Below are 25,534 nucleotides of genomic sequence, written 5' to 3' on the forward strand. Positions count from 1 at the left end.
CTCGTCGCGCGGGGCGCCCAGGGCCTGAAGAACCTCCCATGGGCCCATCCGCACCGCCCCGGTGCCCAGGGCCAAAACGCCCAGGGTCAGTAGGGCCAGGGCCAGCAGGGGAATCAGGGCGGGTTTGGGAAGGGCGGGGCGGCCTAGCATGAGTATTTCAATCAACTTACTCGGGTTTGAAGTCTATCCCTCATGAATAAGTCTCGTAGCTTCGAGGTTCTTATCTTGCATATTCCTAGCGATAAACTAAAGATTATTGCCCGGATTTGCCTCCCCGCTTTCCCGCTTCAGACCTCTTCCCAGCGCACCAGGCTCTCCAGGCTGGGGTATTTGCGCGGGGCCAGGGCCCGCTTGGCGAAGCCCATGTAGAAAAGCCCCAGCAGCCGGTCGGGGGGCTCGGCCCAGCCGAAGTAGGCCGCCAGGTCGGGGTGGGTGGCCACCGGGCCGCTGGCCCAAAGCCCCCCCAGGCCCTGGGCTGCGGCCATCAGGTGCAGGTTCTGCACCGCCATGCTCACCGCAGCCAGCTCCTCCCATTCCGGCATGGGCCGCTCCCGGCGGGGCTGCATCCCGATGGCGATCCAGACCGGGGCTCCAAAGATGAGCTTGCGGTAGCTCTCCAGCCAGCGTGGCTCATAGCCCGGCAGGGCCTTGGGGAACACCTCCTGCACCTTAGCCCATAGCCTTCCCTTGGCCTCGGGGCCGGTAATGACCACAAAGCGGAAGGGGTGGGTGCGCCCGTTGTTGGGGGCGTAGCGGGCCGCATCCAGGCAGCGCTCGATGAGGGCACGGGGTACGGGGTCGGGCCTCAGGGCCTGCACCCCGTAGCTGCGCCGCCCCCGGATGATGGCCTCGAGGGCATCCGCATCAAAACTGGGGTAGGGCCGGTGGGGCAGCCTGGGCTGGCTCATCAGCGCCACCAGCATCTCCCGCAGGTGCAGGGCATCCCTGGCGGGCTCAGCAAAGCGGTGCTCAAAGCGTGCGCTCTGCTCGCCGTCCCAGACCAGGGCGGTAAAGCCCTCGGGGCTGAGCTCCGTCATCTCGGCCCCCTCGGCCCACTCCGGGCCGCCCAGGGCCTTGATGGTGGCCAGAAGCTCCTCGGCGTGGTCGTCGTTGATGTGCTCGAGGTAGGCCGAAAGCCGCTCGGGGGTCAGGTCGGTAGTCACTTCACCTTCTCCAGAATCAACCGGGTCAGCTCGCTCACGTTGCGCAGGCTCACCAGCGGGCCGCTGTAGGGGCTGAAGGGCTCGGGAGTGTAGAGGATGGCCTGATCCTTGAGCTTCTGCCCTACCGGGCTACTGAAGAAGGCCTTGGAGCCGTCGTACTGGCCGCCGGGCGGGAAGACCACCACCAGGGTCTCCTTGTCCAGGCTGATCAGGGCCTCGTCGCTGATCTGGGCCCCCACATTCAGGGTGACGTCTTTAGGGGTGTAGCCGTCCTTGAAGCCCATGGCCCTGAGGTCGGGGATCAGCCGCACGTTGGTGTAGACCCAGTTGGCCCCTCCGGCGAAGGGGGCTACCACAATCACCTTGGGGTACTTTTGGAAGACCCCCGCATTCCTCAGGCGGGCCTGGGCGGCCTGATAAGCCCCCCGCACCTGGCCGATGATGCGCTCGGCCTCGGTGCTCTTGCCGAAGATGCGCCCCAGGTCGCGCAGACCCCGCTCCCAGAAGCCCTTGCCGCCTTCCTCATAGCCCAAGGTGGGGGCGATCTGGCTCAGCTTGTCGTAGTGTTTGTTGCCCTTCCAGGTGAGCCGCACGATCAGGTCGGGCTTTAGGGTCAGCAGGGTTTCCAGATTGGGCTCCATCCAGGTGCCGATGTAGGTAGGATTGTTGAGCTTAGCCCGGGCTAGAAAGCCTTTCTGCAATACCTCAGGCTTGATATGGCCTCCGCTGATATCGGCAGGGGTCAGGTAGGCGCTGGCCAGCCCCACGATGCGGTCACCTACCCCCAAAGCAGCCAACCAGCCCAGGGCCTCTTCGTCCATCACCACCACCCGCTTGGGGTTGAGGGGCACGCGGCTGGTGCCCTCATCGTGCTCGATGGTAAGGGTCTGGGCCAGGGCAAAGCCTGAGAGGACGATTGCGACAAGAAGGTTCTTAAGGTTCATTTCTCTTCTCCTTTGCTCAAAAGGCTCTCAGCCAAAAACGGGTTGAGGCCGCTTTCCAACAGGGCTACCAGGCGGCCAAACTGGCTTTCTTCCTCGATCTGCTCCTCTAAGTACCACTGCAAGAACTGGTAGGTGGTGTGGTCTTTTTCCTCCAGGGCGGCCTGGGCCATGGCCTGGAAGTCGCGGGTGACCTTCTGCTCGTAGGCCAGGGCGGTCTGGGTGGCCTCGAGCAGGCTGGCGTACTCGCTTTTCACCTCCGGCAGGGCAGCGAGCTTGACCGGGGCGCCCACCTCAACCAGGAAGCGAAAAATCTTCAGGGCGTGTTCGCGTTCTTCCTCGGACTGGCGCTCAAAAAAGGCCTGCCAGCCCTCCAGGTTCTGTGACCCAGCGTAGGCCGCCATCCCCAGGTACTGCTGGCTGGCGGTGAGCTCGCGGGTGAGCTGCTCGTTGAGCATCTGCTGTAGGGTTTGGCTAATCATGGGAAACCTCCTTTAGGTATGGCGAAGGTTGTTGGGCAGTGCCCGGCGCTTGAGTCCTTCGGCCAGGAAGTAGCTGCCCAGCACCGCAACCACAGCGAGCACTTGCAAGCCCAGGCCCTCCCAGGTGGGGTAAAGCCCGAGCCACATCCCCGCCCAGTAAGGAAGGGCCAGCCCCCCGATGGGGTGCACGGGCAGCCAGCCCACCACCTGCCAGACGTGCGCGGTGGTGCCCACCATGGTGAAAAGCACCAGCAAGAGCAGCACACCGGTGGCGATGAGCATTCGCTTGTAGGGCAGCTTGGCCTGCAAAGCAAAGACCCCGAGGCCCACCCCCACGGTGGCCAGCAGGCCCAGCCCGATGCCCAGGAGCACCGGGGCCAGGCTGGACTGGAGCACCAAGGACTGCAAGAAGAGCACCGTCTCGAAGCCCTCGCGGTAGACGCTCACAAAGCCCAGGCTGAGGAGCCCCAGATACTGCCCGGTCTCGGCCCGCAGGAGGCGCTGTTTTTGCTGGTGGAAGCCGGCCAGGTGATCCGTCCAGTAGACCTGGTGGAAGAACCAGTTCATGATCAAGAGCAGCACCGCAATGGCCAGCAAGGAGACCACCGCCTCGAGCCGCTCGCCGTAGCGGGCGAACTGGGTCAAAAGCCCCCGCATGGCAAACCAGGTCAGCACCGTCACCCCAAAAGCCAGCAAGGCCCCCTGCCACAGCGGGCGGCGGAAGCGGCGCACCTCGGGGCGCTTCAAGCTCCCCAAAAGGGCGGCCAGGATCAGCACCGCCTCGAGCCCCTCGCGGAAGACGATGACCGCGGCGTTGGCCAGGGTGGCGGCGGGGGCGCTTTGGGTCGAGAGGAAGCCGCTGGCCTCGTGCAGCTTGGCCTCCAGCCGCCGCCGGGTCTCGCGCACCTCGCTGGGCGGGGCCTTCTGCCGGATTAGGCGGGCCAGGCCATCCGGCCCATTCCAGAACAGGTCCTCAATCTCCAGGGCCAGGGCCGGGGCGAAGACCCTGAGCCGGGCCTCGGGCCCCGACTCCAAGAGGGCGTAGGCGTCCATGCGCGCGGTCTCGGCCAGGTCGTAGCGGCCCTGGGCCACCGCGTTTTCCAGGGCCTTGAGCTGCTGACGGATCACCTCCAGGTCACCCGCGGGGTCGGCCCGGCGCCACTCGGCGGGCAGAAGGGCCTCGAGCTCTTGACGCAGGGCCCTCACCCCTTCCTCCAGGGCCTGGGCGCTGGGGGGGTTGTCCCCCTGGCGGGCGGCTTGCAGCCCCTGCTCGAGCCCTTTGAAGCCCTGACGAACCCCCTCCACCTTGGCCGCCGGGAACATCGGCTCTAAAGCGCTCCAGGCCGCACGGGCGCTTTCCAAAAAGGCCGTGGCCTCCTCAATCTCCAAGGACTTGGTGACCCGCACCGCCCCCGCCGGGCCCACCACCCCCCGGCCGTACTCCACGGCTACCAGGTCCAAAAAGCGCAGGGTCTGGTTGGCCCGCCGGGCCCGCTCGCGGGGGGAGAGGGGGGCCGCCTGGAAGCCGGAGAGGGCCTCCCGGATGGCCCCAAGCGGGCCCGACGCCAGGGCCTGGCGGGCCTCGGCCAGCCTGGCCGCCCCCCGGGCTTCCCGGTAGGCCGGGGCCAGAATCTCAAAGTAGCCCTGGGCCAGGGCCCGCTGCTCGGCGGCCCGGACGGGCTGGCCCTGGGACTGGGCCTCCTCGAGGTCGCGCAACGCGGCCTCCAGCCGGGCCTGGTAGGCCCCCAGCAGGTCGGCCCGCACCGCCAGGAGGGCCTCCTCGGGCTTTAGGCGGCCCTGGCGCAGCTCCTCCAGGGCCAAGGTGGCCTCGGCCTCGGGTGCGGCGTAGCGGGTGGCAGGCCGGTACTCGCGCAACAGGGCCCAGCCCCGGGCCGCCGCGAGGTCCCCGGAGCGCACCGCCTCCTCCAGCCTTAGGTAGCCCTGGCGCAGGAGGTCGGTCCACAGGCGGGCCCGTGCCCTCGCAAAAGCCGCCTCGTCCCGCGCGCCGAGGGCCTCCTCGAGGGGCTTCAGGTCTACGGTTAGCCCGGCTTTGGCCAAAGCCGCCGCCTCCGCCTGGGCGGCTTGGAGCAGCCCAGCCGCCGCCTGAGGGTCGAAGGCCAGCTCGAGCTGGGCCTCCACCAGCCTGGCCCTAAGCCCCTCGGCCCGCTCGGCAGGGGTGGGCTGGGCCAGCACCAGCCCAAGCCCCAATAAAAGCCCCACCCAGCGCCTCATTGGCCCACCTTAAGGCCCAGCAGGGCCGCAGCCTGGGCCAGCTTGCCGGTGACGGCGGTGGCCCGGTTGTCGGTCTCCTTGTAGATGAGCTCGGCCTGCTCCAGGCTGAAGCGGCGCACCTTTTCCTGGGCCACCAGCCGCTCGGCGTAGGCCTTGAGGCCCGAGAGCCCCTCGGTGATCTGGCGATCCAGGGCGGGGTTTTTGGCCCGAACCAGGCTCGAGACCCCCGCATAGAGCGCCTGCCAGGAGCGGATGTTGTTCACCAGGTCGTCCAGCGAGGAGATCACGTTGAAGTCGCGGCGGGTGGCCTTCTCGCCCAGCACGAAGCGGGAGGTCTTCCACCGGGCCACGAAGACCGAAGCGGCGGTGGGCACGTTGGCCACCAGCGCCCCAAAAACGTCGCTGGGGGTCGGCTTCCACCCCCGGGCCGCCGCCAAAAGCCCCCCGGTCAGCTCGTCGAGCTTGGCCGCCCCCGCCTTGAGCACATGGGCGTCGGGCAGGTAGTCGCCAAAGCCCAGCTTGCCGTCGCCATCCACGTCAAAGCGCACCCCGCTGCTAAAGGCCCGCTCGGTACCCCAGAGGGTGCCCTCCAGCACCCCAAAGGCGTTGCCGGGGCGCCTGAGCACCCGGCCATCCTCCAGCTTGAGGTCGAAGGTGACCACCGCGTCGCCCCCCTCGGCGGCGGAGGCCCCGGCGTCCAGGTTCAGGTCGAAGTCGGCGAGCGACTCCACCCCCGCCACAATCCCCTCCACGCTCTCGTAGATGGGGCTGGCCTTCACCCAGGCCGCCCTGGCCGCTTGCAGGCTCTGGCGCAGCGGACCGGGCTGGGTCTGGGCCAGCCGTCGGTAGTCGAAGCCGGCCTTCTGGGCCAGGGCAAAGTAGTCCTGGCTGGCCTTGACCAAGGCTGCGGTAGCGGCTTTTTGCTGCTCCACCCGCTCAATCAGGTAGCCCTTGACCGCTTCGATTCCCTGGGCCTGGGCCAGGCCCAGCAGGACAAGGAGCACCACCCACCGGCCCATTCCTCACCGCTCCTCAACCAGCACAAAGGCCAGCCCGAAGTTCTCAGCCCGGTGGCTGTACTGCCCCGAGAGGAAGAGGGTGTAGCTTTTTCCGCTCTCGAGGCGCAGCGAAGGCAGGGGAATGCCTCGGGTGGTATCCCCTGTTGCGAAAAGCACCAGGGATAAGCCACCCGCCCCTAGCCCCTGGTAAGCCCCAGCCTGGCCGAAGGAGAGGTTCTGGGCCACCAGGCTGCCCGAGCCTCCACCCACCCGCACATCCACCGCAGGGAATCCCGGCACGGCGTGCACCAACCTAAGGCTGGCCTGGCCGCCGGCAGGGCTGGCGGCAGCATCCTCCAGCAGGATGCCCCTAAGCTGGGCCAGCAATCCGGTAGCGGCCAGGGTGTAGCGCTTGCCCGCCTCAATCCGCAGCCGGGCCTCCATAACGCGGGGCTCGGTTTTTCCCGTCGGCACCAGCCAGACCGTGACCTCTCCGGCGGGCAGGCTCTGGTAGTCCGAAACCGCTTTGAAGGCCAGCTTGCTCAGAACCTCGAGCCTGCTGCCATTTACCCACACATCCACCTCGGGGGCGTCGGGGGAAAGGTGGGCCACCCGAAGTCCTGCGTTTTGTCCCAGGGCTAAGCCAGCCAGAAGCGTAAGGAAAAACCCAAAAATCTTCTTCACGCCAAACCTCCTTCTAACCTCGCAAGCTGTGGCAGGGCCATTTCTTCCAAAAGCTGTTTCACCCAGGCCTGGATGCGCGGGGTGGAAAGTTCAGGCTGGTTGTCGTAGTCCAGCGCAAGCCCTACAAACTGGCCGTTCTCCACGGCCAGGCTTTGCGAGTGAAAGTAGCCGTCGGTGGAAGTGAAGCCCACCAGTTCGCCACCGGCCTCGCGCACTGCTTGCGCCAAAATGGCCAGGGCATCCTGAAAGCTGTCGGGGTAGCTCGACTGATCGCCTACCCCAAAAAGGGCCACCCTTTTCCCCTTTAGCGAGACCTTGCCCAATTCCTCCAGGCAGCGAGCCCAGTCGTCCTGTAGCTCACCGATGTTCCAGGTCGAGACCCCCAGCAGCAGCGCATCACACTCCCCCAACCGCTGTAGTCCTCGGTCAGCCACGTCGTGCAGCCAGATTTCGCCCGCAATATGCTTTCTCATCTCTTCGGCAATCTCGAAAGCTGCGTCGCGCGTATTGCCGTAAGTGGAGCCAAAGAAAATTCCCAGCCTGAACACCCTTAGTCCACCCCCTCCCAGTCCCAATCCCAACCCAGCCCCAAGCAGGTGGCCTCTTCAATCGCCAGAGCCCACCAACCCCGCTCGCCCACCACAAAATCCGACCAGAACCAGTAGAACAGACTCCGCCACATACCCCGCCTCAGTTGAGGAACCTGAAAACCTCTGGACTCTTTTTCTCCAATCCCCCCTGTTGCAGTTCGGCCAGGGCGGCCTGAATCATGGTGTGGAGTCCATGCCGCTCCTCAAAGCTCATCCGCAGGGCCACACTACCCACCCAGAGCACAAAGGGTATTTCCGGTTCCTCTTCCTCCCTCCGCACCGCCTGGGCAACCACCTCCGCCAGCCATCCGAAGTCCTTCAGGCTCAGGTGGAGGGTAGCCACATCCCAGGAAAGGTGCACAATGCCCCCGTTGCAAGGGCAGCTGTCGATGTAACGAAACTCGCTCAGGGTGGCCAGTCTGCGCAGGTGCGGGCAGCTCATGGGTTCCACACCACCTTCCTTCGCCAGTCGCTGCGCACGCCTTGGGGGAGCGGTTCAGCCGGGTAGCCCAGGTACAAAAACCCCAGAAGCCGAGCCGGTGGGGTTAGGCCACAGACCCGCGCGGTGTGCTCGTGCACCACCGGCCTCCCCGAGGTCCAGAAGCCCGCCAGGCCCAAAGCGGTGGCGGCCAGCCAGGCGTTCTGAACCGCACAGGCCACCGCCGCCACCTCCTCCCACTCGGGAAAGCGGCCGCTGGGCTCCAGCCCCAGACCAATCCAGACCGGGGCCTGCCAGACCCGCTCGAGCTGGGCCTTGTAGCGCTCAGGGCGAAAGTCCGGGCCGCTGAAGGAGCGGGCGTAGCTCTCGGCAAAGGCCTCGCCCAATCGGCGCCGGGCCTCCCCCTCAAAAACCACCCAGCGCCAGGGCTCGGTGCGCCCGTGCGAGGGGGCCCAGTGGGCCGCCTCCAGGATCTGCTCGAGCTTCTCCCGCTCCACCGGCCTGTCCAGGTAGCCCACCGCCAGCGAGCGGCGGGCCCGAATGACCTCAAAAACAGAAGGAAGGGTCGCTTGCATGGCAAAACCTCTTATCAGCCCGCTACCGGGGTGGGCTCCGCCTGGGCCAGCGGCATCACCCAGGGGCGGCCGCTGGGGTGCTGGGCCAGGGCGAAGGGCAGGCCGTAGACCGCCTCGAGCCGCTCGGGCCGCAGCACCTCGGCGGGGCGGCCCAGCGCCACCATCCGCCCTTCGTGCAGCAGCAGCAGCCGGTCGGCGAAAAGCCCCGCCAGGTTCAGGTCGTGGAGCACCACCACTACCCCCAAACCTCCCCCGGCCAGGCGGCGGCAGAGGGCCATGACCTCCACCTGGTGGCGGGGGTCTAGGTGGTTGGTGGGCTCATCCAGGAAGAGCAGCTTGGGCTCCTGGGCCAGCACCCGGGCCAGGTCCACCCGGCTCTGCTCGCCGCCGGAGAGGCTGGGGTAGGGGCGTGGGGCGAAGGGGAGGGCCTGGGTATGGGCCAGGGCCTGCTCGGTCTGGGCGTGGTCTAAAGGCCCCTCGGCCCGGCGCTCCAGGTGGGGCAGCCGGCCCAGGAAGGCCACCTCGTAGGCGCTGAAGGGAAAGCCCACCTCGCGCCGCTGGGTCAGCACCGCGCGCAGTAGGGCCAGCTCGAGCGCCCCATAGCGCTCCAAGGGCCGCCCCAGGAGCTCAACCCGGCCCTGGCTGGGCCGCAGCTCGCCCGACAGAAGGCGCAGCAGGGTGGTCTTGCCGGCCCCGTTGGGGCCCAGCACCGCCAGCACCTCCCCGGCCTCCAGGGCAAAGCCCACCCCCTCCAGCAGGACGCGCCCCGCCGCGGTGTAGCCGAGCCCCTCGGCCACCAACAGGCTCACCGGGCCACCTCCCGCTTGTGGCGCAGCAGCAGCCAGATGAAGAAGGGAGCCCCCAGAAGGCTCGTCACCACCCCCACCGGCAGCTCCGCCGGAGCCACCGCCGTGCGGGCCACCAGGTCGGCCAGCACGCTCAGGGAGGCCCCCAGCAGGGTGGCCCCGGGCAGCAGGTAGCGGTGGTCGGGCCCGGCCAAGAGCCGGAAGAGGTGGGGGGCCACCAGCCCGATGAAGCCCACCCCGCCCGCCGCGGCCACCGCGGTGCCCACCGCCAGGGCCGAGAGGGCCACGGCCTGGCGCTTGAAGGGCTCGAGGTTCACCCCCAGGTGAAAAGCCTCCCGCTCCCCCAGCACCAGGGCATTGAGGGGCCGGCCCAGCCGCAGCAGGCCCCAAAGCGCCACCAGCCCGGTGGGGGCCATGGCCAGCAGGGTGGTCCAGGTGGCCCCGCCGTAGCCCCCCAGGGTCCAAAAAGTGAGGCTGCGGAGCTGCTCGTCGGTAGCCCGGCTGATCAGAAGGCCAATCAGGGCCCCCGCCGCCGCGTTGAGGGCGATGCCGGCCAGGAGCAGGGTCAAGACCTGCACCCGCCCCCCGCTGCTGGCCAGCCGCCAGACCAAAAGGGTAGTGAGAAGCCCTCCCACAAAGGCCATCAGGGGCAGGGCGAAGACCTGCAGGGCCCCCGCCCCCGGCACCAAAACGATGAAGATGGCCGCCCCCAGCCCGGCCCCCGAGGTCACCCCAATCAGCCCCGGGTCGGCCAGGGGGTTGCGAAAGAGGCCCTGCAGCACCGCCCCCGAAAGGGCTAGCAGGGCCCCCACCGCCGCGGCCAGCACCACCCTGGGAAAGCGGATGGAGACCAGCACCGCGTAGGCCTGGTCGGCCTTCTCCAAAAGCACGCGGGGAATCTCCCAGGGTGGGATGTAGTAGGCCCCTATCCCCGCGGCAAGCAGGAGAGCGGCGGGCAGAAGCAGGCCCAGGGCCAGCAGGGCCGAGCGATAGCGCAGAACAGAACGGGGCAGGGCTATCATGGCAGAAGCCGGTGGTTTGCGAGGCGGAAGGCCCGGTAGCTCAGGCCCTCCCGGTCCTGCCGCAGTACCGCCCGGCCCTGCGGCAGCCAGAGCCCCTCCACCTCGGTATAGGTGTCCGTGTAGTTTTCCACAGCCTCCAGCACCTCGCCCCGTCGGTAGACCACGGTGAAGTGGTGGGGCAGGTACCTCTCCCCCGCCGGCAGGTGGCTTTGCACGTGGATGCGGAAGGAGACTCCCTCAGGGTTCCGCTCCACCAGCACCACCCGCCCGTCCCGCACCCAGAGCACCGAGCGCAGGGGGTCCTCCAGGGCGATGGCCACCCCCAGCGGGCTCTCCTGCACCACCCGCATGGGGTACCGCCCCTCGCCCTCCTCAAAGGGCCGGGGGGAGCGGTGGGCCAGCATGGAGGCCAGCTCGCGTTCGGGCCAGGCCCGCAGGGGCTCCGGCAGGGCCACCGCCACCGCGCGGGGCCCATCGGCCTGCACCCTCCCCTGGTGCCAGCCTCCCTCCTGGAACAGGTGCAACTCGGCCTCAAAGCCCCCAAAGCCTTCCGGCAGGGTGTAGGCGCGGGCCCGCGCGGCCTGCAATAGTTCGTAGGCGGAAATGGCCGTCATGGCTGGGCTGGCTCCCCGGCGATGTAGAGCCCCTGGCGCTCGTAGGCCCCGATGAAGAGGTCCAGCGCGGCCCGCCCAGCCCGGGGGCCAAAGCCGCCCAGGTAGAGGTCGTCAATGGCCACCACCCGTCCCGCCTGACCGGCAGGGGTCTGCATCACCCCGGGCAGTTTGCGCAGGCCCTCTAGGCCTCCCACGCTCTCCAGCCCCTTGGTGAAGACCACGATCACATCGGGCTGGGCCCCCACCACCGCCTCAGCCGTCATCTGCTTGCAGTCCTTGATGCCCCTAGCGGCGTTGGCAATCCCAGCCAGCTCCATCATCCCCACCGGGTTGGAGCCCTCCCCGCACACGTAGGTCACCTGGGTGCCCCGCAGGTAGAGGAAGAGGCCCTTCAGGGTTCGCTGCTTGGTGGCCTGGCGCTGCTTGGAGCGCAGCACCAGAAGGTCGCGCTCCAAGGCCCGCACCAGGGCCTCGCCCCGCTCCACCTGGCCCACCGCCGCGGCGATGGTGCGAATCTTCTCCTTGGCCCCCTCGAGCGTGGGCTTATCGGGCACCCGCACCACCGTCACCCCGGCGGCGGCGAGCTGGTCGAAGACCTGCGGCGGCCTGGCGTCCTCCCGGCCCAGCACTAGGGTGGGCCTCAGGGCCAGGATGCCCTCGGCGTTGAGCTGGAACTGGTAGCCCACGGTGGGGAGCTTGTTCACCGCGGCCGGGTAGTAGCTGCTGGTGTCGCGCCCCACCACCTTGTCCCCCACCCCCAGGGCAAAGAGAATCTCGGTGGTCACCCCATTCAGGCTCACGATGCGCTCAATGGAGCGCACCGTGATGGTCTGGCCCCGGGCATCCTTGACGGTAAAGGGCTGGGCCAGGCCAAGCCCCAGGGCCAGGAAAGCGGCAAGCAGAAGCCCCCTCACGCCCGCTCCTCCTTCAAGGCCGAGTCGGTGACCACTGAGAAGCTCTCCAATCGGCTTGGCCCGCGGAAGGCCTCCCGCGGCAGGGTGCCGCTTCGGGCGTGGCCCTCCTTGAACTCGGGGCTATTCACCCAGTTCTGGAAATGGGCCTCGCTTTCCCAGAAGGTCATCACGATGTAGGGCTCCTCGGCTGGATTGGCCGGACGCAGCACCAGGTTGCGGATGAAGCCCGGCATGCGGTCTACCAGGCGGGCCCGCCCGCGAAAGTTCTCCTCAAAGCGCTCGGCATACTCCGGGCTTACCGGGATGCGGTTCATGGTCACGAACATGCTTACCTCCACGGAGCCAAGGCTAGAACGCCCCGGTGTTAAAGTCAAGTATTCCGCTCGGTTTTTAAAGTTTTGCAAACGATAACTACTCGCACCAGGGGCCAACCGGAAAAATTGGGCGCTCACTCACCCTGCCTCTCTTGATATTTGATTATCAATAGCTTATGCGCCTTTTCCTCTGGCTTTTCCTCTTGCTGCTCACCCCAGGCCTCGCCCAAGCCCTGCGGGTGGCCGCAACCACGCCCATTCTGGCTGACCTGGTAAGAGAAATAGGGGGCGAACGGGTCGGGGTGGTAGGGGTGGTACCCATGGGGGCTGACCCCCACAGCTTCGAGCCACGCCCCTCCACGGTGCGGGCCCTGGCGTCGGTAAAGGTGCTCTTTGCCAACGGCCTCCATCTGGAAACCTTCCTACCCAAGCTCCAGGGCGCACTGCCCCGGGGTGCCCAAACGGTGTTCCTGGCGGAGGGAGCATCCAACCTGCTTTGCATCAGCGAGGCTGAGCGGAGGCGGGAGCTCGAGCAGGGGCTGGACATACACCGCCACGGCCTCTGCGACCCCCACCTGTGGCTTGACCCCAGCTACGCCCGCCACTACGCGGAGGGCATCCAGGCCACCCTAAGCGCGCTTGACCCTGGGGGTCGGGCCTTCTACGCGAGGCGTACAGCGGACTTCTTGCGGCGGCTCGAGGCCATCGACGCCGAGATCAGGGCCTGCCTTACGGCCCTTCCGCAAAACCGACGGCGGCTGGTGGTCCAGCACGATGCCTTCCGCTACGCTGCACGTCACTATGGCTTCGAGGTGGTGGGTAGCCTGGCCCATTTCAGCGGCCAGGAGCGGGGTCCACAAGCCCTGAGCGAGCTAGCCCGACGGATGCGCCAGGAAGGAGTACGGGTCATCGCCACCGAGCCTCAGTTCAGCGCAGCCCAGGCCCGCGCCTTGGCCGAGGCCACCGGGGCACGGGTCATTACCCTTCTCTCAGACACGCTTACCCCCCAGGTACCCACCTATCTGGCCCTGCTCAGCCACAACGGGCGGGCTTTGTGCGAGGCCTTTGCCAGGTAGGGCTTGTGTCTTTTATGATAATGATATATCAATATCTAGGAGGTGAGCTGTGAGAGGACCAGTGCTTTTAGCCATCGCGTTAGGAATCCTGGGGGTCCAGGCCATGGCCGGGGAGGAGCACCACCCCGGGCGGCTGGTAGTGGCGGACGGCAAAACCGGCCTGCTGCAGGTGATTGACCTGGAGAAGGGTGAGGTGGTGGGCCGATTTACCGTTCCAGGACCGGCCAGCGTTTACACCGCTCCGGGCGGCCAGTACGCCTTCGCGGTCCACCGCGAGCAAAACCGGGTAAGCGTGGTCTACAGCGGGCTGGGCCTAGAAGACCACGGGGACCACAAGGACCTGGTCCTGCAAACCCCCTACATCTGGGCCACCTTGAACACCGGCCCCAAGCCCACCCATCTCAAAAGCCACGGCGACCGGATAGCCATCTACAACGACGGCGATGGCACCGTAGCCCTGTTTGACGCTAGGAAGCTAGGTCTAGTAGCCGACTTCAGCGAGATCTCCACCGGCGCCCCCGACCACGGAGCCCCGGTTCCGCTGGCCCAGGTGGTGCTGGTGGGCAGCTTGAACCGGGGAGTGGTAGAGGTCTACACCTACGGCGGGCGTAAGGTCACCCAGTTCGAAGGCTGCCCGCGCCTACACGGGCAGGCTGTGCTGGGCAACACCGTGGCCTACGGCTGCGCCGATGGGGTGCTGCTCGTGGAGCAGCGGGGCAGCGGTTTCGCAGCCCGCAAGCTGGCCAACCCCGCCAGCGCACCCCAAGGGGCGCGGGTGGGCACCCTGGTCGCGCACCCCAAGTACCCCTTCTTTATCGGAAATTTCGGGCAGGGTCTGGTTCGGGTAGACAGCACCCTAAGCGTCTACCCTCTGCCAGCCAGGCCGGTCAGGTTTGGTTTTGACCAGGGCGGCCGGCTGGTGGTGCTCACCGCGGACGGCCACCTGCACACCCTCGAGCCGGCCACCGGCAAGGTGCTGAGAAGCCTTAAGGTCGCCGAGCCCATCACGGCCACCGGCGAGGGCGCAGTGCGGCCTAGCATGGCCCTAGGTGACGGCGTGGCCTACGTGGCCCTGCCCGAAAAAGGGGAGGTTCTCGAGATTGAGCTGGATGGGATGGAGCTCAAACGCCGACTGAACGTGGGCGGCACCCCTGGCAGCCTGGCCTGGCTGTGGGTGAAGGGCGTGCGCCACTGAGGCTTTGCCGGTTGGATTACCTTCCCAAGCAGGTGCCCAAATCATCCCAGTTGCCCCCAGTATGGGGGCGTTTTTGCCGAACATGGAGCGAACCGATGTGGTCATTGTAGGGGCTGGGCCCGCAGGCATCGGCGTGGGCCTAGCCTTGCAAAAGCTAGGCGTCCAGTTCCGTGTGCTGGAGCGTTATGGGGTCGGCGCCTCCTTCCGCCGCTGGCCGAGGGAAACCCGCTTCATCACCCCCAGCTTCACCGCCAACGCCTTTGGCCTACCCGACCTCAACGCCATCACCCCAGATACCTCCCCCGCCTACACCCTGGGCAAAGAGCGGCTGGGCGGGCCGGACTACGCCCAGTACCTGAAGGCCCTGGCAGGGCATTACCACCTTCCAGTTTTGAGCAGGACCGCGGTGCGGCGGGTTGAGGTCCTGTCCGAGGGCTTCCGCATCCAAAGCTCTCGCGGAGTTCTAGAGGCCCGCTTCCTCATCTGGGCTACGGGCGAGTTCCAGTTTCCTCACCGCCCCTTTGACCTGGGGCTGCACTACGCCCAGGTGAGGAGCTGGGCAGACCCAAAGGGGGAGCGCTTTGTGGTGGTGGGAGGGTACGAGTCGGGGCTGGACGCAGCCTGCAACCTGGCCGCCCTGGGGAAGGAGGTCTGGGTGCTGGACCCCGAGGCCCCTTGGGAGAAGGCTACCGGCGAGCCCAGCGTGGACCTCTCGCCCTACACCCGCGAGCGTCTGGCGCAGGCCCTGAGCACGGGACGGATTCGCCTGGTGAAGACCCGGGTAGAGGCCATCCAGCAAGACGGCCAGGGGTACAGGCTTCAGCTGGGCGAAGGGGCGCTGCACACCTCCACCCCGCCCATCCTGGCCACCGGCTTTTCCGGGGGCTTCGCCCCTGTCAGGGAGCTCTTCCACTGGGAAGGCTCCACGCCCCTCCTCAGGGAGGAGACGGACGAATCCACCCGCACGCCGGGGCTTTTCCTGGTAGGACCCAAGGTAAGCCACCGGGGTACAGCCTTTTGCTTCATCTACAAGTTCCGGGCCCGTTTCCCGATAGTGGCCCGGGCCATTGCCGAGCGGCTGGGGGTAGACCCGGGGCCCCTTGAGGTCTACAGACGCGGGATGTGGGCCGACGACCTGGCGGCCTGCTGCACCTCGAGGTGTGCGTGCTGAGCTGCAAGGCCCACGTGCTGCCAGCCGCTCTGCGCATAGCGGCAGAAAAGGGACGCCAACCCCAGCAGAGGCCAGCCCAACCCGCTGGGGCAGGTCTTCCGCCCGAGAGGTCCCCCCTAGCGTTTGAACCGCTCGAGGGAGGCCAGGTAACTTTCCAGCATGGCGCGGAACTGGCTCACAAACAGGTCACGCTCGTTGCGTACCTGCTCAATCTCGGTTCGGATGCGCTTCATCTGCTCGATGAGCTCCTGCAGGGCCACTTGACGCTCGGCTTCGGTCTCCCGCTTGATGAGCTCCGCTTCTCGCTCAGCCTGGGCCTTGATCTCCCGAGCAATGCGCTCCGCTGCCACCACCGCCCGCTTGAGTTCAGCCTCCCCCTCGCGGGCTTTGGAAAGCTCGGCCTCGAGCTCCCGTATGCGGTTGCGGAGCCTCTCGTTCTCCTCTATGAGCGCGGTCTGTACATCGGCCACCCGGGCCAGGTACTCCCGTACCTCAGCCACCGCATAGCCCCGCAACCCCAAGCGAAACTCTTGGTAGCGGATGTCCAGCGGGGTTAGGTCGCTTCCCACCTGAAACTCACCCGTCTTGCGCCCTTCCACAGGCCCCAGACTACTACACCCCCGCGCCCGGCTCGAAAAGGGCCCGGCCCACGCGGACCAAGGTGGCCCCTTCCTCCACCGCCACCTCAAAGTCCCCAGACATCCCCATGCTGCGCTCAGCCAGGCCAAAGGTGTCGGCCAGACGGGAAAGACGGGCAAAGATGGGCCGCACCTCCTCAGGGTTCTCGGTGTAGGGGGCCACGGTCATCAAGCCTTCCAACCTAAGCCCCTCTAGCTCCCGCACCTGTGCCAGCGCCTCGGGCAACTCCTCTTCCAGAAAACCGTGCTTTTGCGGTTCGCGGCCCAGGTTGAGCTCGAGCAGCACCCGCTGCACCTTACCCACCTCGCGGGCCTTACGGGCCAGCGTTTCAGCCAAGCGGAGCGAGTCCACCGAATGGACCAGCTCAAAGCGCACCGCAAACTTGGCCTTATTCCGCTGAAGGGGACCGATGTAGTGCCACTCCGCCGCCAGCTCCGCCAGCTTGGGCAGGGCCTCCTGAATGCGCGACTCACCCAAGGCAAAAGCCCCGTACCGCAATACCCGGTCCCGAATCTCCGGCACGGTGTGGCCCTTGGTTACCGCAACTAGCCGTACCCCTCGGGGGTCCCGGCCAGCCCTCCGGCAGGCACGCTCAATCCGATCCAAAACCTCAGGCAGACCCATCCTCACATCGCCGCCAGAATTCCCCGCACAAAACGGCGGAAAAGGGCGCCACTGCGGGCCGCAGTGGCCAGCACCTCCTGCTCGGTGGCGTGGTGGTCCCGCTCAGGTATGGCCATATCGGTGATGGTGGAGAGGCCCAGGACGCGCGCCCCTAAATGGCGCAGGGCAATCACCTCCGGTACCGTGGACATACCGATGGCATCAGCCCCCAGGCTGCGCAGCACCCTCAGCTCGGCCCGGCTGGCAAACTGCGGACCTGGCCACCAGGCGTAAACCCCTTCCCGCAGGGTGAAGTCCTGTGCGCGGGCCACCCTTTGGGCCAAGGCCCTGAGGCCCGGGTCATAGGCGTCAAAGGTCACCGGGAAACGCGGCCCCAGCCGCTCGTCGTTGGGACCGGTAAGGGGCGAGAGGGCCGCGTAGTTGATGTAGTCGCTGTGCAGCATCAGCTCCCCAGCGTTCCAAGCCGGGTTGAGACCGCCAGCCGCCGAGGTCACCAGAAAAGTCCTCGCGCCCAGGAAGAAGCCCACCCGCACGGGGAAGACCACCTGGGCTGGGGTATAGCCCTCGTACACGTGCACCCGGCCTTTGTAGGCAAGTACCCGTTTACCCTCCAAGTGCCCCAATATGAGTCTTCCCTCGTGCCCCGGGGCGGTGGAGCGGGGGAAGTAGGGCAGCTCGGTGTAGGGGAAGTCCGCAACCACCTCTATCTCATCGCCCAGGGGCCCCAGACCCGACCCCAGCACAATGCCCACCTCGGGGACAAAGTCGGTGCGGACCCGGATGTGGCTTACGACCTCCTGTATTGGCTCGTAGGGTGTATCGCCTGGCATACCCTAAAATCCTAACAGAACCAGCCCGCCTAGCCCATAAACAGCAGTAGCAAGGCCAGCACCAAAGGCGACAAGAGGGTTTCCTGCAGCGTCTGGAACAAGCCCACCGGAAAGACCTTCTCCCTCATACCCAATCGGCCTCAAAGGCTAGCAGAAAGGGGCTTAACTCAGCCTTAACCGGACAAAACAAGGGGTCAAGGAGCCTGGCTCAGGTCGAGCATCCCCGCACCTACCGCCTGGGGGGGATAGGGCAGGGGTTTGGCGTGCTGTTGCAGGGCCTGCTGGACTTGGGCCGGGCTCAGGCTGGACCGGGCCGAAAGCCAGACTGCCACGGCCCCAGCCACCAGCGGGGTAGCAAAGGAGGTACCGGTGCAGCTGCCCGTGACCCCCCGGGCTGGGCGCAGTTGCGGTCGGTGCCTGGCACAGCCAGATCCATGTAGGGGCCTTGGGTGCTGTAGAGAGCGGGCTGCCAGCCAGGGGAGGCGAATCGGCTTTCCCTGAAGAAGTCCAGTATCCAGACGGGCACCGCTACCCCACCCCTTCCCTAACCCTCTGGGGTGAGGCAGGCGCAGAAAAACCACCGCGGACAGGCCCACCCCCACGGCAGACAGCCTAACACAGGGGGTCTCAACGCGGCCTGAACACCCCCAGCCGGCTCTGATACCGCTCAGCCAGCGCGGTGTACTGGGCTTCCCTCAAAAGGGCAATGGCCTCTTTCAGGCTCTCTGGATCGTTTTGCAATTCGGCCAGGTTGGCCATCACCGCCGCCGTCAACATCCACTCTCGGCCCTCCCGAGCCGAGCGCAGGGCCTCGCGGTAAGCTGCTTCAGCCCGGGCCCCCTGCCCCTGCCGATGGTAGAGGGCCCCCAGGTTGTTCCATGCCCGGCCCAGCGCCTCTAGACTTCCCGCCTGCTGGGCCGCCTCCAAAGACTCCCGGTACAGCCTCTCGGCCTCCTCCACCCGGCCCTGTTTCTCCCGCACCACGCCGAAGTTGAGCAAAACCCTGGACCGCAAAAGCGGCACCTCACCCGCAGCCCGCAAGGCTTCCCCCAGCACCTCCTCGGCCTCTGGGCTTCCTGCCTCCAAAAGGGCCACCGCACGGTTGTTGAGTGCATCCACCTGCCGCCCTGCTTCTCCTGCGGCAAAAAAGCGCACCGCAGAGCGGGCAAAAAGAGCTGCAGCCTCCTGGAAGCGCCCTTCGCTAAAGGCCAGCAGGCCCTGCAGGTTGAGGGCCTCCCCCTGCGCCCAGGCACCCCCCCTTGCAGCCTGGCCGACCAACCCCTTGGCCTCCTCCACCCGGCCCAGCCTGAAGAGCAGAGCACCCCGCAACGCCGCCGCCTCGGGGCCTTCCAGGTTTCCCTCCTCGAGCTCCTCCAAGGCTTCCACGTAGCGTCCCATCCGCTCCAAAGCCCTAGCCCGCAGCAAGCGGGCCTGGGGCACCCGGCCCAGCCCCTCCAGAAGGCGGTAGGTCCCCTGAGGGTCCTCCGAAAGCAGCCGGTGGGCTTCAGTCAAGAAGGCCTGGGTCGCTCTAGGCCAGTCCTCCTCCTCCCACAGCGACCGGGCCAGCCGGTAGAACGGAAGGGCCTCCCGAAGGGGCAAGCACCGGGCCAACTCCAAAGCCACCTCCTGGGCCTCGAGGGGCAGCCGCTTAGAGTCCAGGCCCAGCAAGGGCGACGTTTGTCCGTCGTCCCCCAACAAACCCTCCGCGTAGAGGTGCTCCATAGCCCACGGTTCCAGCGAAAGCACCTCCCCAGCCCGCCCAGGCAGGTGGAAAAAAGCCCAGTAGGCCCGGCGCACCTCCCGGGGCAACGGGTCGGAGGCAGGAGGAGAAAGCTCGTGCCCCTCTACCGCCCAGCGCACCCCCCCGAGGCCCAGCACCTCTTCCAACAAGGCCTGCCCTCTCTCCGGGAAGCCCAAGGCGAAGTGGGCTCGAGCCTGCTTGGAAAAGACCTGATAGACCTCCAAGGCCACCTTCTCCCGCAGGGACCAAACCCACTCCCCTAGCTCCTCTCCCAGCAACAGCTCCACCCCTTCTAGAAAAGCCCCCCGATAGAGCCTGCGCAGGGCCTCCAAATCGCCCAACCGCACAGCTTGGCGGAGGGCTTCAAGATCAGTGGGAACCCGAGCCCGCAAGACCTCACCCCCCTCCACCAGCCCTAGCGGGCGGAGCTGGTTGAGTGCGACCGACAGGCTGTTGAGCCCATCCTGAGCCCCGGGCCAAAACATCTCAGCCAGCCTGCGGCGGGGCTGCGGCCCCTCAATGGCCAGGTAGGCCACAAGGAGCAAGGGCTTGTTTCGGCGAAAGGGACTCCCCTCTAGAACAAGCCCACCCAGGGTGCGAAGCATAGCTAAGAGGTCATGATACCCGTCAATCCCCCAAAGCCTATGAGTAAACAACCCAACGCGGTGAGCTTCGGACCACCCCCACCCGTTACTGCCTGCTCAGGAGCTCCACCAGCGTCCGGACCCCAAAACCGGTTCCCCCGGCCGGGCCCAGGGGGTGCTCCTTCTCGCTGTAGGCTGGGCCCGCGATGTCCAGGTGTGCCAGGGGTTTCTCGGTAAATTCACTCAAGAACAAGGCCGCTGTGATGGCCCCCGCCGAGCGGCTACGCCCATGGGTGTTCTTCAGGTCGGCGGTTTCCGACCTGAGCATCTCCCGGTACTCCTCCTCCAGGGGTAAGGGCCAGACCTTCTCGCCGGCCCGCTCGGCCGCCTCCCGTACCTCACGGCCCCAGCGAGGGTCGTTGGCAAAAAGCCCGGCCACCTTCTCCCCCAGGGCCACCACGCAGGCCCCGGTCAGGGTGGAAAGCTCCACAATGGCCTGAGCCCCCTGACGGTCCGCGTAGGTAATGGCATCGGCCAGGGTCAGCCGCCCCTCGGCGTCGGTGTTGAGGACCTCAATGGTCTTCCCGGAAAGGCTCTTCAGCACATCCGAAACCCGGTAGGCGCGCCCCGAGACCATGTTCTCGGCCGCGGCCACATAGGCCCGTACCTCAACCGGGGGCTTCAGCTTGGCAATGGCCCGCATGGCCGCCAGCACCGCCGCCGCACCGGCCATATCGCCCTTCATGGTGATCTGGCTCTCGGAGGGTTTCAGCGAGTATCCCCCGGTGTCGAAGGTCAGCCCCTTACCCACCAGGGCGACGACCCGCTCCGCCGGACCCTCAGGCCTGTAGGTGAGCTGGATGAAGCGGGGGGGGTTGGCCGACCCCTGGGCCACTGCATAGAACGCCCCCATGCCGGCCTCCTGTATTCGCCCCTCATCCCAAACCTCCACCTGAAGACCCAGCTCCTGGGCCATTCCCTCGGCCCGCCGGGCCAGCTCAACCGGGGTAAGGATGTTGGGGGGCTCGTTCACCAGGTTGCGGGCGTAGTTGACCGCCTCGGCCACCACCTCAGCCCGCGCCACTGCCGGGCCGGAAGAGCGGGCCAACCAGAGGCGCAGCCGCTCAGCCCTCCTCACCTCGGTCTTGTAACCGCTCCACCTGTACCCCCCCAGAAAGGCCCCTTCAGCCAGGGCGTAGCTGGCCTCCCTCTTGCCGAATTTCTCTGCCAAGAAGGTCTCGGCGACGGCCTCCCTGAAGCCCAGCCGGGCCACCTCCCGCACCAATCGGGCCCCTGCTTGCCGCACAGTCTCCAGGCTCACGCCGCGCTTTTTGCCCAGCCCAAAGAGCAGGGCAAAGCCGGGCTCCCTCCCCTCTTCCAAAGAGACCAGCAGGGTCTCCCCAAACTCCCCCCTGAAGTGAAGGGCCTCCATGGCCCGCGAAAGCCGCCCCCGATGCTGGATGTCCAGCCTTCTCCCCTCCTCGCTCAGCTCGCCCCCCCAGACCCCAACCACTGCCAAAGGAGCGTGAATCTCGTCCAAGGACCGGCGCGCAGACTTGAGTGTGAGTTCCATATCCTGCGGGAATATAACACGAAACAGACCAAAGCTGGCCCTAAAAGCCCTTCGCTTACCCGCCCCTGTGGGGAACGCTGGTCTGCGCGCCAATGGGGGATTGGGCCAAAGCGACCGGCGGGGCTTACCGGGAGCACTCAGTCCAGCCGGAAGCGGGGCTCAGTCTCGTGCAAGCGCACCCGCTGGATGATGCGCTGGTCGTGTTCACCATCGTGGGTGCTGGCAATAACCGTTACGTAGTCGCGGATGGGGCTCCGCAAGACCTTTTTGGTGAGCACCTCCTCCACCTGGAAAATACCAGCGGAGTTGTTCATGACCACCCGGATCTCCACGGGCACCCGCTCCCCCTTCAGAATCTGCACCTCGTCCACCGCCAGGGCGCTGATGGAGTGGATGTCCACCGAGCCCAGGGCGAAGGCTTTGCGTCCCCGGCCTTTGGTAATGTCGGTGCCATCGGCCACAGCGGTGATGCCCGCTTCTATGGTGAGGGGTTCGGGCTCGAGGTCGTGGCAGTGGATGGCGTGGAGCATGAAGGCCCGCAGCTCGGTGCGCTGCTCAGGGTCGCGGTATATCTTATCGAGGATGCGGTCTAGGATAGGTATGGCCAGCATCACGCTGAAGGCTTCGTGACGCACCCGGTGCACCTGGTTGCCGATATCGTGGAGCATGGTGGAGAGGAGCACCACCAAAAAAGCGTCGTCCAGGTCACCCACCCCGCTCTCGATGACGTCCGGCTTGACCCCATGGTCGGCAAGGAGCTGCAGAATGGTCACGCTGGCCGCACCGGTCAGAAGGGCGTGCACCCGTCCGTGGTCGTTGTAGCCCAGCTTGCGCACGGTGATGTAGTTGGCCATGTCCCAGTGGCCCCGGGCCTCGGGGTCGCTGCTCAGCATCTCGTAGGCCGCCAGCGCCCTCGGGTAGCGCCGCAACCCCTCGCGAATTGCCAGGTCGGCCTCCACATAGAGCTTGGCCTTGGGCTGGGTAACCTGCACGGTGCGCTCGTTCATGGCCGAACCGCCTTCCACAACCGATGGTAGGCCTAGAAGGCCCCACAGGCGGTGACAGGGAACACAAGCCCCTCACTCGCCCCTGAACTGGGGGGTTCGCTTTTCCAGAAAGGCCCGAGTGCCCTCCCGCATGTCCTGGGTAGCGCAGGCCAGCCCAAAGAGGTCGGCCTCAATCTCCAAGGCCTCCTGCAGGTCCAGGTTCTCCCCCCGGCCCACCGCCTCCTTCGCCAGCGCCAAGGCCACCGGTCCGTTCCTGAGGATGACCGCGGCCAGCTCCTTGGCTGTCTCCAGAGCGTCCTCCCCCACCCGGTTAACCAAGCCCAGGCTCAAAGCCTCCTCGGCGCTCAGGTGCCGACCGGTAAAGATAAGGTCCAAAGCCCGGCCCCGGCCCACCAAGCGAGGCAACCGCTGGGTACCGCCAAACCCCGGGATGATGCCCAGCCCTACCTCGGGCAGTCCGAGCCGGGCCTTGGTGCTGGCCACCCGCAGATCACAGGCCAGGGCCAGCTCGAGCCCCCCACCCAACGCATAGCCGTTGATGGCCGCGATGGTAGGCAGGGGCAAGGCGGCGATTTCGTTGAAAACCGACTGGCCCAGGATTGCAAACTCCCGCGCGGCGAAGACGTCCTGCAAGGCCGCAATTTCACCGATGTCGGCCCCGGCCACAAAGGCCCGGCCTTCCCCAGTGAAGATGGCCACCCGCACCTCCGGGTCCTGGGCGATGACCTCAACCACATCGGCCAGCTCAATGAGCGCATCCTGGTTGAGGGCGTTGAGGGCCTGGGGCCGACGAAGGGTGACGATGGCCACACGGTCTTCTACCTGGTAGCTCAGGTGCTCAAACTCGGGGGCCTCACTTGGCGGGGTCATAGCCTACCTCCAACGGCCCAAGCATACTACTTGGCCTCCAACCAGTTGTCGCCAATTCCCACCCCCACCTCGAGGGGCACCTCGAACGTCCAGGCGCTTTGCATCACCTCCCGGACCACCCCGGCTACCTCGAGGGCCCGCTCAGCTGGGGCTTCCACCAGAAGCTCGTCGTGGACCTGAAGGACCAGGTAGGCCCCCAAGGCTTCCAACCGAGGCTGGAGCCGAACCATAGCCAGCCGCATCAGGTCGCCCGTCGCGGTACCCTGAATGGGCATGTTGAAGGCCATCCGCTCGGCTGCCTCGCGCACGCTCCGCACCCGGGAGTCCAGGTCGGCCACGTAGCGGCGACGGCCGAAGAGGGTCTCCACATAGCCCCGCTCACGGGCCTCGGCCAGGGTGCGCTCAATCCAGACCCGAACCTTAGGGTAGGAGGCAAAGTAACGCTCAATAAAGCCCACCGCCTCAGGAGGAACGCCGAACATCCAAGCCGCGGTCTGGGTATGGATATCCTTTCCCTCCCGAAAGACCCGGATGAGGTTCTCATCGCCCGATATGTGGGCAAGCACCCGCAGCTCTATCTGTGAGTAGTCGGCGGCGATGAGCTTCATCCCCGGAGCAGCGATGAAGGCCTTGCGAATTTTGCGGCCCATCTCGGTGCGCACCGGAATATTCTGCAGATTGGGATCCTGGGAGGAAAGCCGCCCGGTAGCGGTACCAGTCTGGATAAATCGGGTGTGCAGACGGCCGGTTTTGGGGTGGACCAGTCTGGGCAGCGGCTCCAGGTAGGTGCTCTTGAGCTTGCTGAGTTCGCGATAGGCCAGGATGTGGTCTATGATCTCGTGCTGGCCCCTCAGCTCCTCCAGCGCGCTGGCCGCGGTGGAGCGCTTTCCGGTCTGGGTCTTGCGCCCCGGCGCAGCTAGCCCCAGCTCGTCGTAGAGGACGACCTCGAGCTGGTCGCGGGAGTTCAGGTTGAAAGGGCGTCCAGCCAGGCGGTGAACGGCGGCCTCCAAATAGCCCATTTCCTTGCCCAGCTCCTCCGCAAGCTCCTGCAGGTAGGCCGTATCCAGCGCAACCCCACGGGCCTCCATACGGGCCAGCACCGCAGAAAGCGGCTTTTCAACCTCCCAGTAAAGCCACTTTAGCCGCCCGTCCTCCTCCACACGGCCCCTCAGGGCTTCCCAAAGGGCCGCGGCCGCCCGGGCCCGTTCAGCAGGGTCTGGGGTCCAGTCACCCACCCCATAGCGCCTCAGGGTGCCAGCGGGCTCGGTGTTGGAGGGGTCGAGGAGGTAGGCCAAAAGCAAGGGGTCGTCGCCTGGGGGTACCCAGACCCCCTCCCGCAGGGCCAGCACCGACAGGTCCTTGGCCAAAAGCGCGCGCAACTCGGGAAAACGCCGTAGCTCCTCCACCTGAGGGCTGGCCTGGTAAACCCGGGCCTCCGCACTGGCGGCCAGGCCCGTCAGGCTGGCCCACATCGGCTGGAGCCGATCCAGGGTGTAGCCCAAAAAGGCCTCCGGCGGGGGCGGCCAGGGGGCCTCCTCAACCCCGGTCAGGGTCCCCAAAAGCCCCAGCTCACGCAGAATAGAGCCAAACTCGAGCCGCTCCAGCACCACCCTCAAGGCCTTCAGGTCGGGCGCCCGCCGGTGGCACCCCTCAAACTCAAAGCCAAGGGGGAGATCGGTGTGCACCTGGGCCAGCCGCCGGGAAAGCTCCACGCCCTCCCGCCCCTCCTCCAAGGCCCTGCGCAGCTTGGGGGAGAGCGCACCCAGGTGGGCGAACAGCCGCTCCAAGGAGCCCCACTCCTGCAACAGCCTGGCCGCGGTCTTCTCCCCAATTCCCCTGGCCCCCGGCAGGTTGTCGGAAGGGTCGCCCACCAGGGCCCGGAAGTCCACCCACTGCTCCGGCTGGACCCCGTACTTTTCCCGCAGGGCCGCCGGGGTCATGACCCGCCCATCGGGCAGCACCACCGTAATGCGCTCAGAAAGGAGCTGAAAGCTATCCCGGTCGCCGGTGAGGATGCGCACCGGGTAACCCTGGGCCTCGGCGCGGCGGGCCAAGGTGCCAATCACGTCGTCGGCCTCGTAGCCGGGAACCTCCAACCGGCCCAGCCCCAGCAGGTCCACCAATTCCTTGATCTGCTCGAGCTGGGCAGGAAAGTCCTCAGGGGTGGAGGCCCGACCCGCTTTGTACTCCTCATAGGCCTCGTGGCGAAAGGTTCGGGCCGGAGCATCAAAAATCACCACCACGCAGTCGCCATCCTCCTTGAGGAGCCTGAGGAGACTGCGCATGAAGCCGTAGATGGCCTGGACAGGCTGGCCCCGGGAGGTGGTTAGCCGCTCGTAGGCGAAGTAGCTGCGGTAGGCTAGGTGATGGCCGTCCACCAGCCAGACGCGCTCGGGCCGGGCCCGTTGCGAACTCTGGGCGAACAAACTGGGCTGCTCCACCCCGGTATT

The 25,534-nt window shown here is 66.6% G+C and carries 26 protein-coding genes and 1 pseudogene; 3 read left to right on the forward strand and 24 right to left on the reverse strand.

Annotated features, from left to right (window positions below; genetic code table 11):
• Positions 1-287: 287 nt before the first annotated feature.
• The 15 genes from NZ849_RS01910 to NZ849_RS01980 are packed head-to-tail and all read right to left on the reverse strand — an operon-like array spanning position 288 to position 11,786.
• On the reverse strand, positions 288-1,163 hold the full coding sequence (locus NZ849_RS01910; RefSeq protein WP_295403419.1) for a nitroreductase family protein: 876 nt from the start codon (positions 1,161-1,163) through the stop codon (positions 288-290).
• Positions 1,160-2,107, reverse strand: coding sequence for an ABC transporter substrate-binding protein (locus tag NZ849_RS01915; protein ID WP_295403422.1), 948 nt, complete (start codon positions 2,105-2,107; stop codon positions 1,160-1,162). Before NZ849_RS01915 ends, NZ849_RS01910 begins: the two co-directional genes overlap by 4 nt.
• The gene (locus NZ849_RS01920; RefSeq protein ID WP_295403425.1) at positions 2,104-2,586 is read right to left on the reverse strand and encodes a ferritin; all 483 of its coding nucleotides are present in this window, start codon (positions 2,584-2,586) and stop codon (positions 2,104-2,106) included. Before NZ849_RS01920 ends, NZ849_RS01915 begins: the two co-directional genes overlap by 4 nt.
• Positions 2,587-2,598: 12 nt before the next feature.
• Positions 2,599-4,818 (reverse strand): FTR1 family protein, encoded by a 2,220-nt coding sequence (locus NZ849_RS01925; RefSeq protein ID WP_295403428.1) that lies wholly within the window; start codon positions 4,816-4,818, stop codon positions 2,599-2,601.
• Positions 4,815-5,837, reverse strand: a complete 1,023-nt coding sequence (locus NZ849_RS01930) for an imelysin family protein (protein ID WP_295403430.1) — start codon at positions 5,835-5,837, stop codon at positions 4,815-4,817. Before NZ849_RS01930 ends, NZ849_RS01925 begins: the two co-directional genes overlap by 4 nt.
• Before the next feature lie 3 nt (positions 5,838-5,840).
• On the reverse strand, positions 5,841-6,500 hold the full coding sequence (locus NZ849_RS01935; protein ID WP_295403432.1) for a DUF4397 domain-containing protein: 660 nt from the start codon (positions 6,498-6,500) through the stop codon (positions 5,841-5,843).
• Complete coding sequence (locus NZ849_RS01940) at positions 6,497-7,048, reverse strand: flavodoxin (RefSeq protein WP_295403436.1); 552 nt, start codon at positions 7,046-7,048, stop codon at positions 6,497-6,499. The genes NZ849_RS01935 and NZ849_RS01940 overlap by 4 nt, the downstream gene beginning before the upstream one ends.
• Before the next feature lie 2 nt (positions 7,049-7,050).
• Positions 7,051-7,182: a hypothetical protein gene (locus NZ849_RS01945; RefSeq protein ID WP_295403440.1), complete on the reverse strand. Its 132-nt coding sequence runs from the start codon at positions 7,180-7,182 to the stop codon at positions 7,051-7,053.
• A gap of 8 nt (positions 7,183-7,190) precedes the next feature.
• Positions 7,191-7,541, reverse strand: coding sequence for a hypothetical protein (locus tag NZ849_RS01950; RefSeq protein ID WP_295403444.1), 351 nt, complete (start codon positions 7,539-7,541; stop codon positions 7,191-7,193).
• The gene (locus NZ849_RS01955; protein ID WP_295403447.1) at positions 7,529-8,104 is read right to left on the reverse strand and encodes a nitroreductase; all 576 of its coding nucleotides are present in this window, start codon (positions 8,102-8,104) and stop codon (positions 7,529-7,531) included. The genes NZ849_RS01950 and NZ849_RS01955 overlap by 13 nt, the downstream gene beginning before the upstream one ends.
• Positions 8,105-8,118: 14 nt before the next feature.
• The gene (locus NZ849_RS01960; protein WP_295403550.1) at positions 8,119-8,907 is read right to left on the reverse strand and encodes a heme ABC transporter ATP-binding protein; all 789 of its coding nucleotides are present in this window, start codon (positions 8,905-8,907) and stop codon (positions 8,119-8,121) included.
• Between the two features lie 2 nt (positions 8,908-8,909).
• Entirely contained in the window at positions 8,910-9,932 is a 1,023-nt protein-coding gene (locus NZ849_RS01965) for an iron ABC transporter permease (protein WP_295403451.1), read from the reverse strand.
• The gene (locus NZ849_RS01970; RefSeq protein ID WP_295403455.1) at positions 9,929-10,546 is read right to left on the reverse strand and encodes a DUF3386 family protein; all 618 of its coding nucleotides are present in this window, start codon (positions 10,544-10,546) and stop codon (positions 9,929-9,931) included. The genes NZ849_RS01965 and NZ849_RS01970 overlap by 4 nt, the downstream gene beginning before the upstream one ends.
• Positions 10,543-11,460: a hemin ABC transporter substrate-binding protein gene (locus NZ849_RS01975; protein ID WP_295403460.1), complete on the reverse strand. Its 918-nt coding sequence runs from the start codon at positions 11,458-11,460 to the stop codon at positions 10,543-10,545. The genes NZ849_RS01970 and NZ849_RS01975 overlap by 4 nt, the downstream gene beginning before the upstream one ends.
• Positions 11,457-11,786, reverse strand: a complete 330-nt coding sequence (locus NZ849_RS01980; RefSeq protein ID WP_295403552.1) for an antibiotic biosynthesis monooxygenase — start codon at positions 11,784-11,786, stop codon at positions 11,457-11,459. The genes NZ849_RS01975 and NZ849_RS01980 overlap by 4 nt, the downstream gene beginning before the upstream one ends.
• 164 nt (positions 11,787-11,950) lie before the next feature.
• On the opposite strand from NZ849_RS01980, the gene NZ849_RS01985 reads away from it, so the two are divergent.
• The 3 genes from NZ849_RS01985 (at position 11,951) to NZ849_RS01995 (ending at position 15,216) form a co-directional block, all read left to right on the forward strand.
• Positions 11,951-12,850 carry a metal ABC transporter substrate-binding protein gene (locus NZ849_RS01985; protein ID WP_295403464.1) on the forward strand — a complete coding sequence of 300 codons (900 nt, stop codon included), beginning with the start codon at positions 11,951-11,953 and terminating at the stop codon, positions 12,848-12,850.
• 49 nt (positions 12,851-12,899) lie between these two features.
• Positions 12,900-14,045: a hypothetical protein gene (locus NZ849_RS01990; RefSeq protein ID WP_295403467.1), complete on the forward strand. Its 1,146-nt coding sequence runs from the start codon at positions 12,900-12,902 to the stop codon at positions 14,043-14,045.
• A gap of 82 nt (positions 14,046-14,127) precedes the next feature.
• Positions 14,128-15,216, forward strand: coding sequence for an NAD(P)/FAD-dependent oxidoreductase (locus tag NZ849_RS01995; RefSeq protein WP_295403555.1), 1,089 nt, complete (start codon positions 14,128-14,130; stop codon positions 15,214-15,216).
• Positions 15,217-15,332: 116 nt separating this feature from the next.
• Here NZ849_RS01995 and NZ849_RS02000 read toward each other — a convergent pair whose 3' ends face one another.
• The 9 genes and pseudogenes from NZ849_RS02000 to NZ849_RS02040 all read right to left on the reverse strand — a co-directional run bounded on the left by NZ849_RS02000 (position 15,333) and on the right by NZ849_RS02040 (position 25,525).
• Positions 15,333-15,815 carry a DivIVA domain-containing protein gene (locus NZ849_RS02000; protein ID WP_295403471.1) on the reverse strand — a complete coding sequence of 161 codons (483 nt, stop codon included), beginning with the start codon at positions 15,813-15,815 and terminating at the stop codon, positions 15,333-15,335.
• A 13-nt stretch (positions 15,816-15,828) separates the two neighbouring features.
• Positions 15,829-16,479 (reverse strand): YggS family pyridoxal phosphate-dependent enzyme, encoded by a 651-nt coding sequence (locus NZ849_RS02005; protein WP_295403557.1) that lies wholly within the window; start codon positions 16,477-16,479, stop codon positions 15,829-15,831.
• A 2-nt stretch (positions 16,480-16,481) separates the two neighbouring features.
• Positions 16,482-17,309: a purine-nucleoside phosphorylase gene (locus NZ849_RS02010; protein WP_295403474.1), complete on the reverse strand. Its 828-nt coding sequence runs from the start codon at positions 17,307-17,309 to the stop codon at positions 16,482-16,484.
• Between the two features lie 194 nt (positions 17,310-17,503).
• A pseudogene (locus NZ849_RS02015) lies at positions 17,504-17,781 on the reverse strand (S8 family serine peptidase); the annotation flags it as partial.
• Positions 17,782-17,936: 155 nt separating this feature from the next.
• A complete protein-coding gene (locus tag NZ849_RS02020) occupies positions 17,937-19,655 on the reverse strand; it encodes a tetratricopeptide repeat protein (protein WP_295403478.1) in 1,719 nt (572 codons plus the stop codon).
• An 85-nt stretch (positions 19,656-19,740) separates the two neighbouring features.
• Complete coding sequence (locus tag NZ849_RS02025) at positions 19,741-21,207, reverse strand: leucyl aminopeptidase (protein WP_295403482.1); 1,467 nt, start codon at positions 21,205-21,207, stop codon at positions 19,741-19,743.
• Between the two features lie 137 nt (positions 21,208-21,344).
• On the reverse strand, positions 21,345-22,214 hold the full coding sequence (locus NZ849_RS02030) for a phosphohydrolase (RefSeq protein WP_295403485.1): 870 nt from the start codon (positions 22,212-22,214) through the stop codon (positions 21,345-21,347).
• Positions 22,215-22,286: 72 nt separating this feature from the next.
• Positions 22,287-23,084, reverse strand: a complete 798-nt coding sequence (locus NZ849_RS02035) for an enoyl-CoA hydratase-related protein (protein ID WP_295403489.1) — start codon at positions 23,082-23,084, stop codon at positions 22,287-22,289.
• 26 nt (positions 23,085-23,110) lie between these two features.
• Positions 23,111-25,525 (reverse strand): DNA polymerase I, encoded by a 2,415-nt coding sequence (locus NZ849_RS02040; RefSeq protein WP_295403492.1) that lies wholly within the window; start codon positions 25,523-25,525, stop codon positions 23,111-23,113.
• Positions 25,526-25,534 lie beyond the last annotated feature (9 nt).

Origin of the sequence: Meiothermus sp., from assembly GCF_025060375.1 — a bacterium.
Classification (GTDB): domain Bacteria; phylum Deinococcota; class Deinococci; order Deinococcales; family Thermaceae; genus Meiothermus.

Bases quoted from the DNA above. Each gene is read 5' to 3' on its own strand.
- NZ849_RS01955 (WP_295403447.1), bottom strand. From the start codon at position 8,104: ATGCAAGCGACCCTTCCTTCTGTTTTTGAGGTCATTCGGGCCCGCCGC.
- NZ849_RS02035 (WP_295403489.1), bottom strand. From the start codon at position 23,084: ATGACCCCGCCAAGTGAGGCCCCCGAGTTTGAGCACCTGAGCTACCAG.
- NZ849_RS01925 (WP_295403428.1), bottom strand. From the start codon at position 4,818: ATGAGGCGCTGGGTGGGGCTTTTATTGGGGCTTGGGCTGGTGCTGGCC.
- NZ849_RS02020 (WP_295403478.1), bottom strand. From the start codon at position 19,655: ATGCTTCGCACCCTGGGTGGGCTTGTTCTAGAGGGGAGTCCCTTTCGC.
- NZ849_RS01945 (WP_295403440.1), bottom strand. From the start codon at position 7,182: ATGTGGCGGAGTCTGTTCTACTGGTTCTGGTCGGATTTTGTGGTGGGC.
- NZ849_RS02005 (WP_295403557.1), bottom strand. From the start codon at position 16,479: ATGGGTCTGCCTGAGGTTTTGGATCGGATTGAGCGTGCCTGCCGGAGG.
- NZ849_RS01920 (WP_295403425.1), bottom strand. From the start codon at position 2,586: ATGATTAGCCAAACCCTACAGCAGATGCTCAACGAGCAGCTCACCCGC.
- NZ849_RS01985 (WP_295403464.1), top strand. From the start codon at position 11,951: ATGCGCCTTTTCCTCTGGCTTTTCCTCTTGCTGCTCACCCCAGGCCTC.
- NZ849_RS01995 (WP_295403555.1), top strand. From the start codon at position 14,128: ATGGAGCGAACCGATGTGGTCATTGTAGGGGCTGGGCCCGCAGGCATC.
- NZ849_RS01965 (WP_295403451.1), bottom strand. From the start codon at position 9,932: ATGATAGCCCTGCCCCGTTCTGTTCTGCGCTATCGCTCGGCCCTGCTG.
- NZ849_RS02010 (WP_295403474.1), bottom strand. From the start codon at position 17,309: ATGCCAGGCGATACACCCTACGAGCCAATACAGGAGGTCGTAAGCCAC.
- NZ849_RS02030 (WP_295403485.1), bottom strand. From the start codon at position 22,214: ATGAACGAGCGCACCGTGCAGGTTACCCAGCCCAAGGCCAAGCTCTAT.
- NZ849_RS01930 (WP_295403430.1), bottom strand. From the start codon at position 5,837: ATGGGCCGGTGGGTGGTGCTCCTTGTCCTGCTGGGCCTGGCCCAGGCC.
- NZ849_RS01970 (WP_295403455.1), bottom strand. From the start codon at position 10,546: ATGACGGCCATTTCCGCCTACGAACTATTGCAGGCCGCGCGGGCCCGC.
- NZ849_RS01915 (WP_295403422.1), bottom strand. From the start codon at position 2,107: ATGAACCTTAAGAACCTTCTTGTCGCAATCGTCCTCTCAGGCTTTGCC.
- NZ849_RS02025 (WP_295403482.1), bottom strand. From the start codon at position 21,207: ATGGAACTCACACTCAAGTCTGCGCGCCGGTCCTTGGACGAGATTCAC.
- NZ849_RS01980 (WP_295403552.1), bottom strand. From the start codon at position 11,786: ATGTTCGTGACCATGAACCGCATCCCGGTAAGCCCGGAGTATGCCGAG.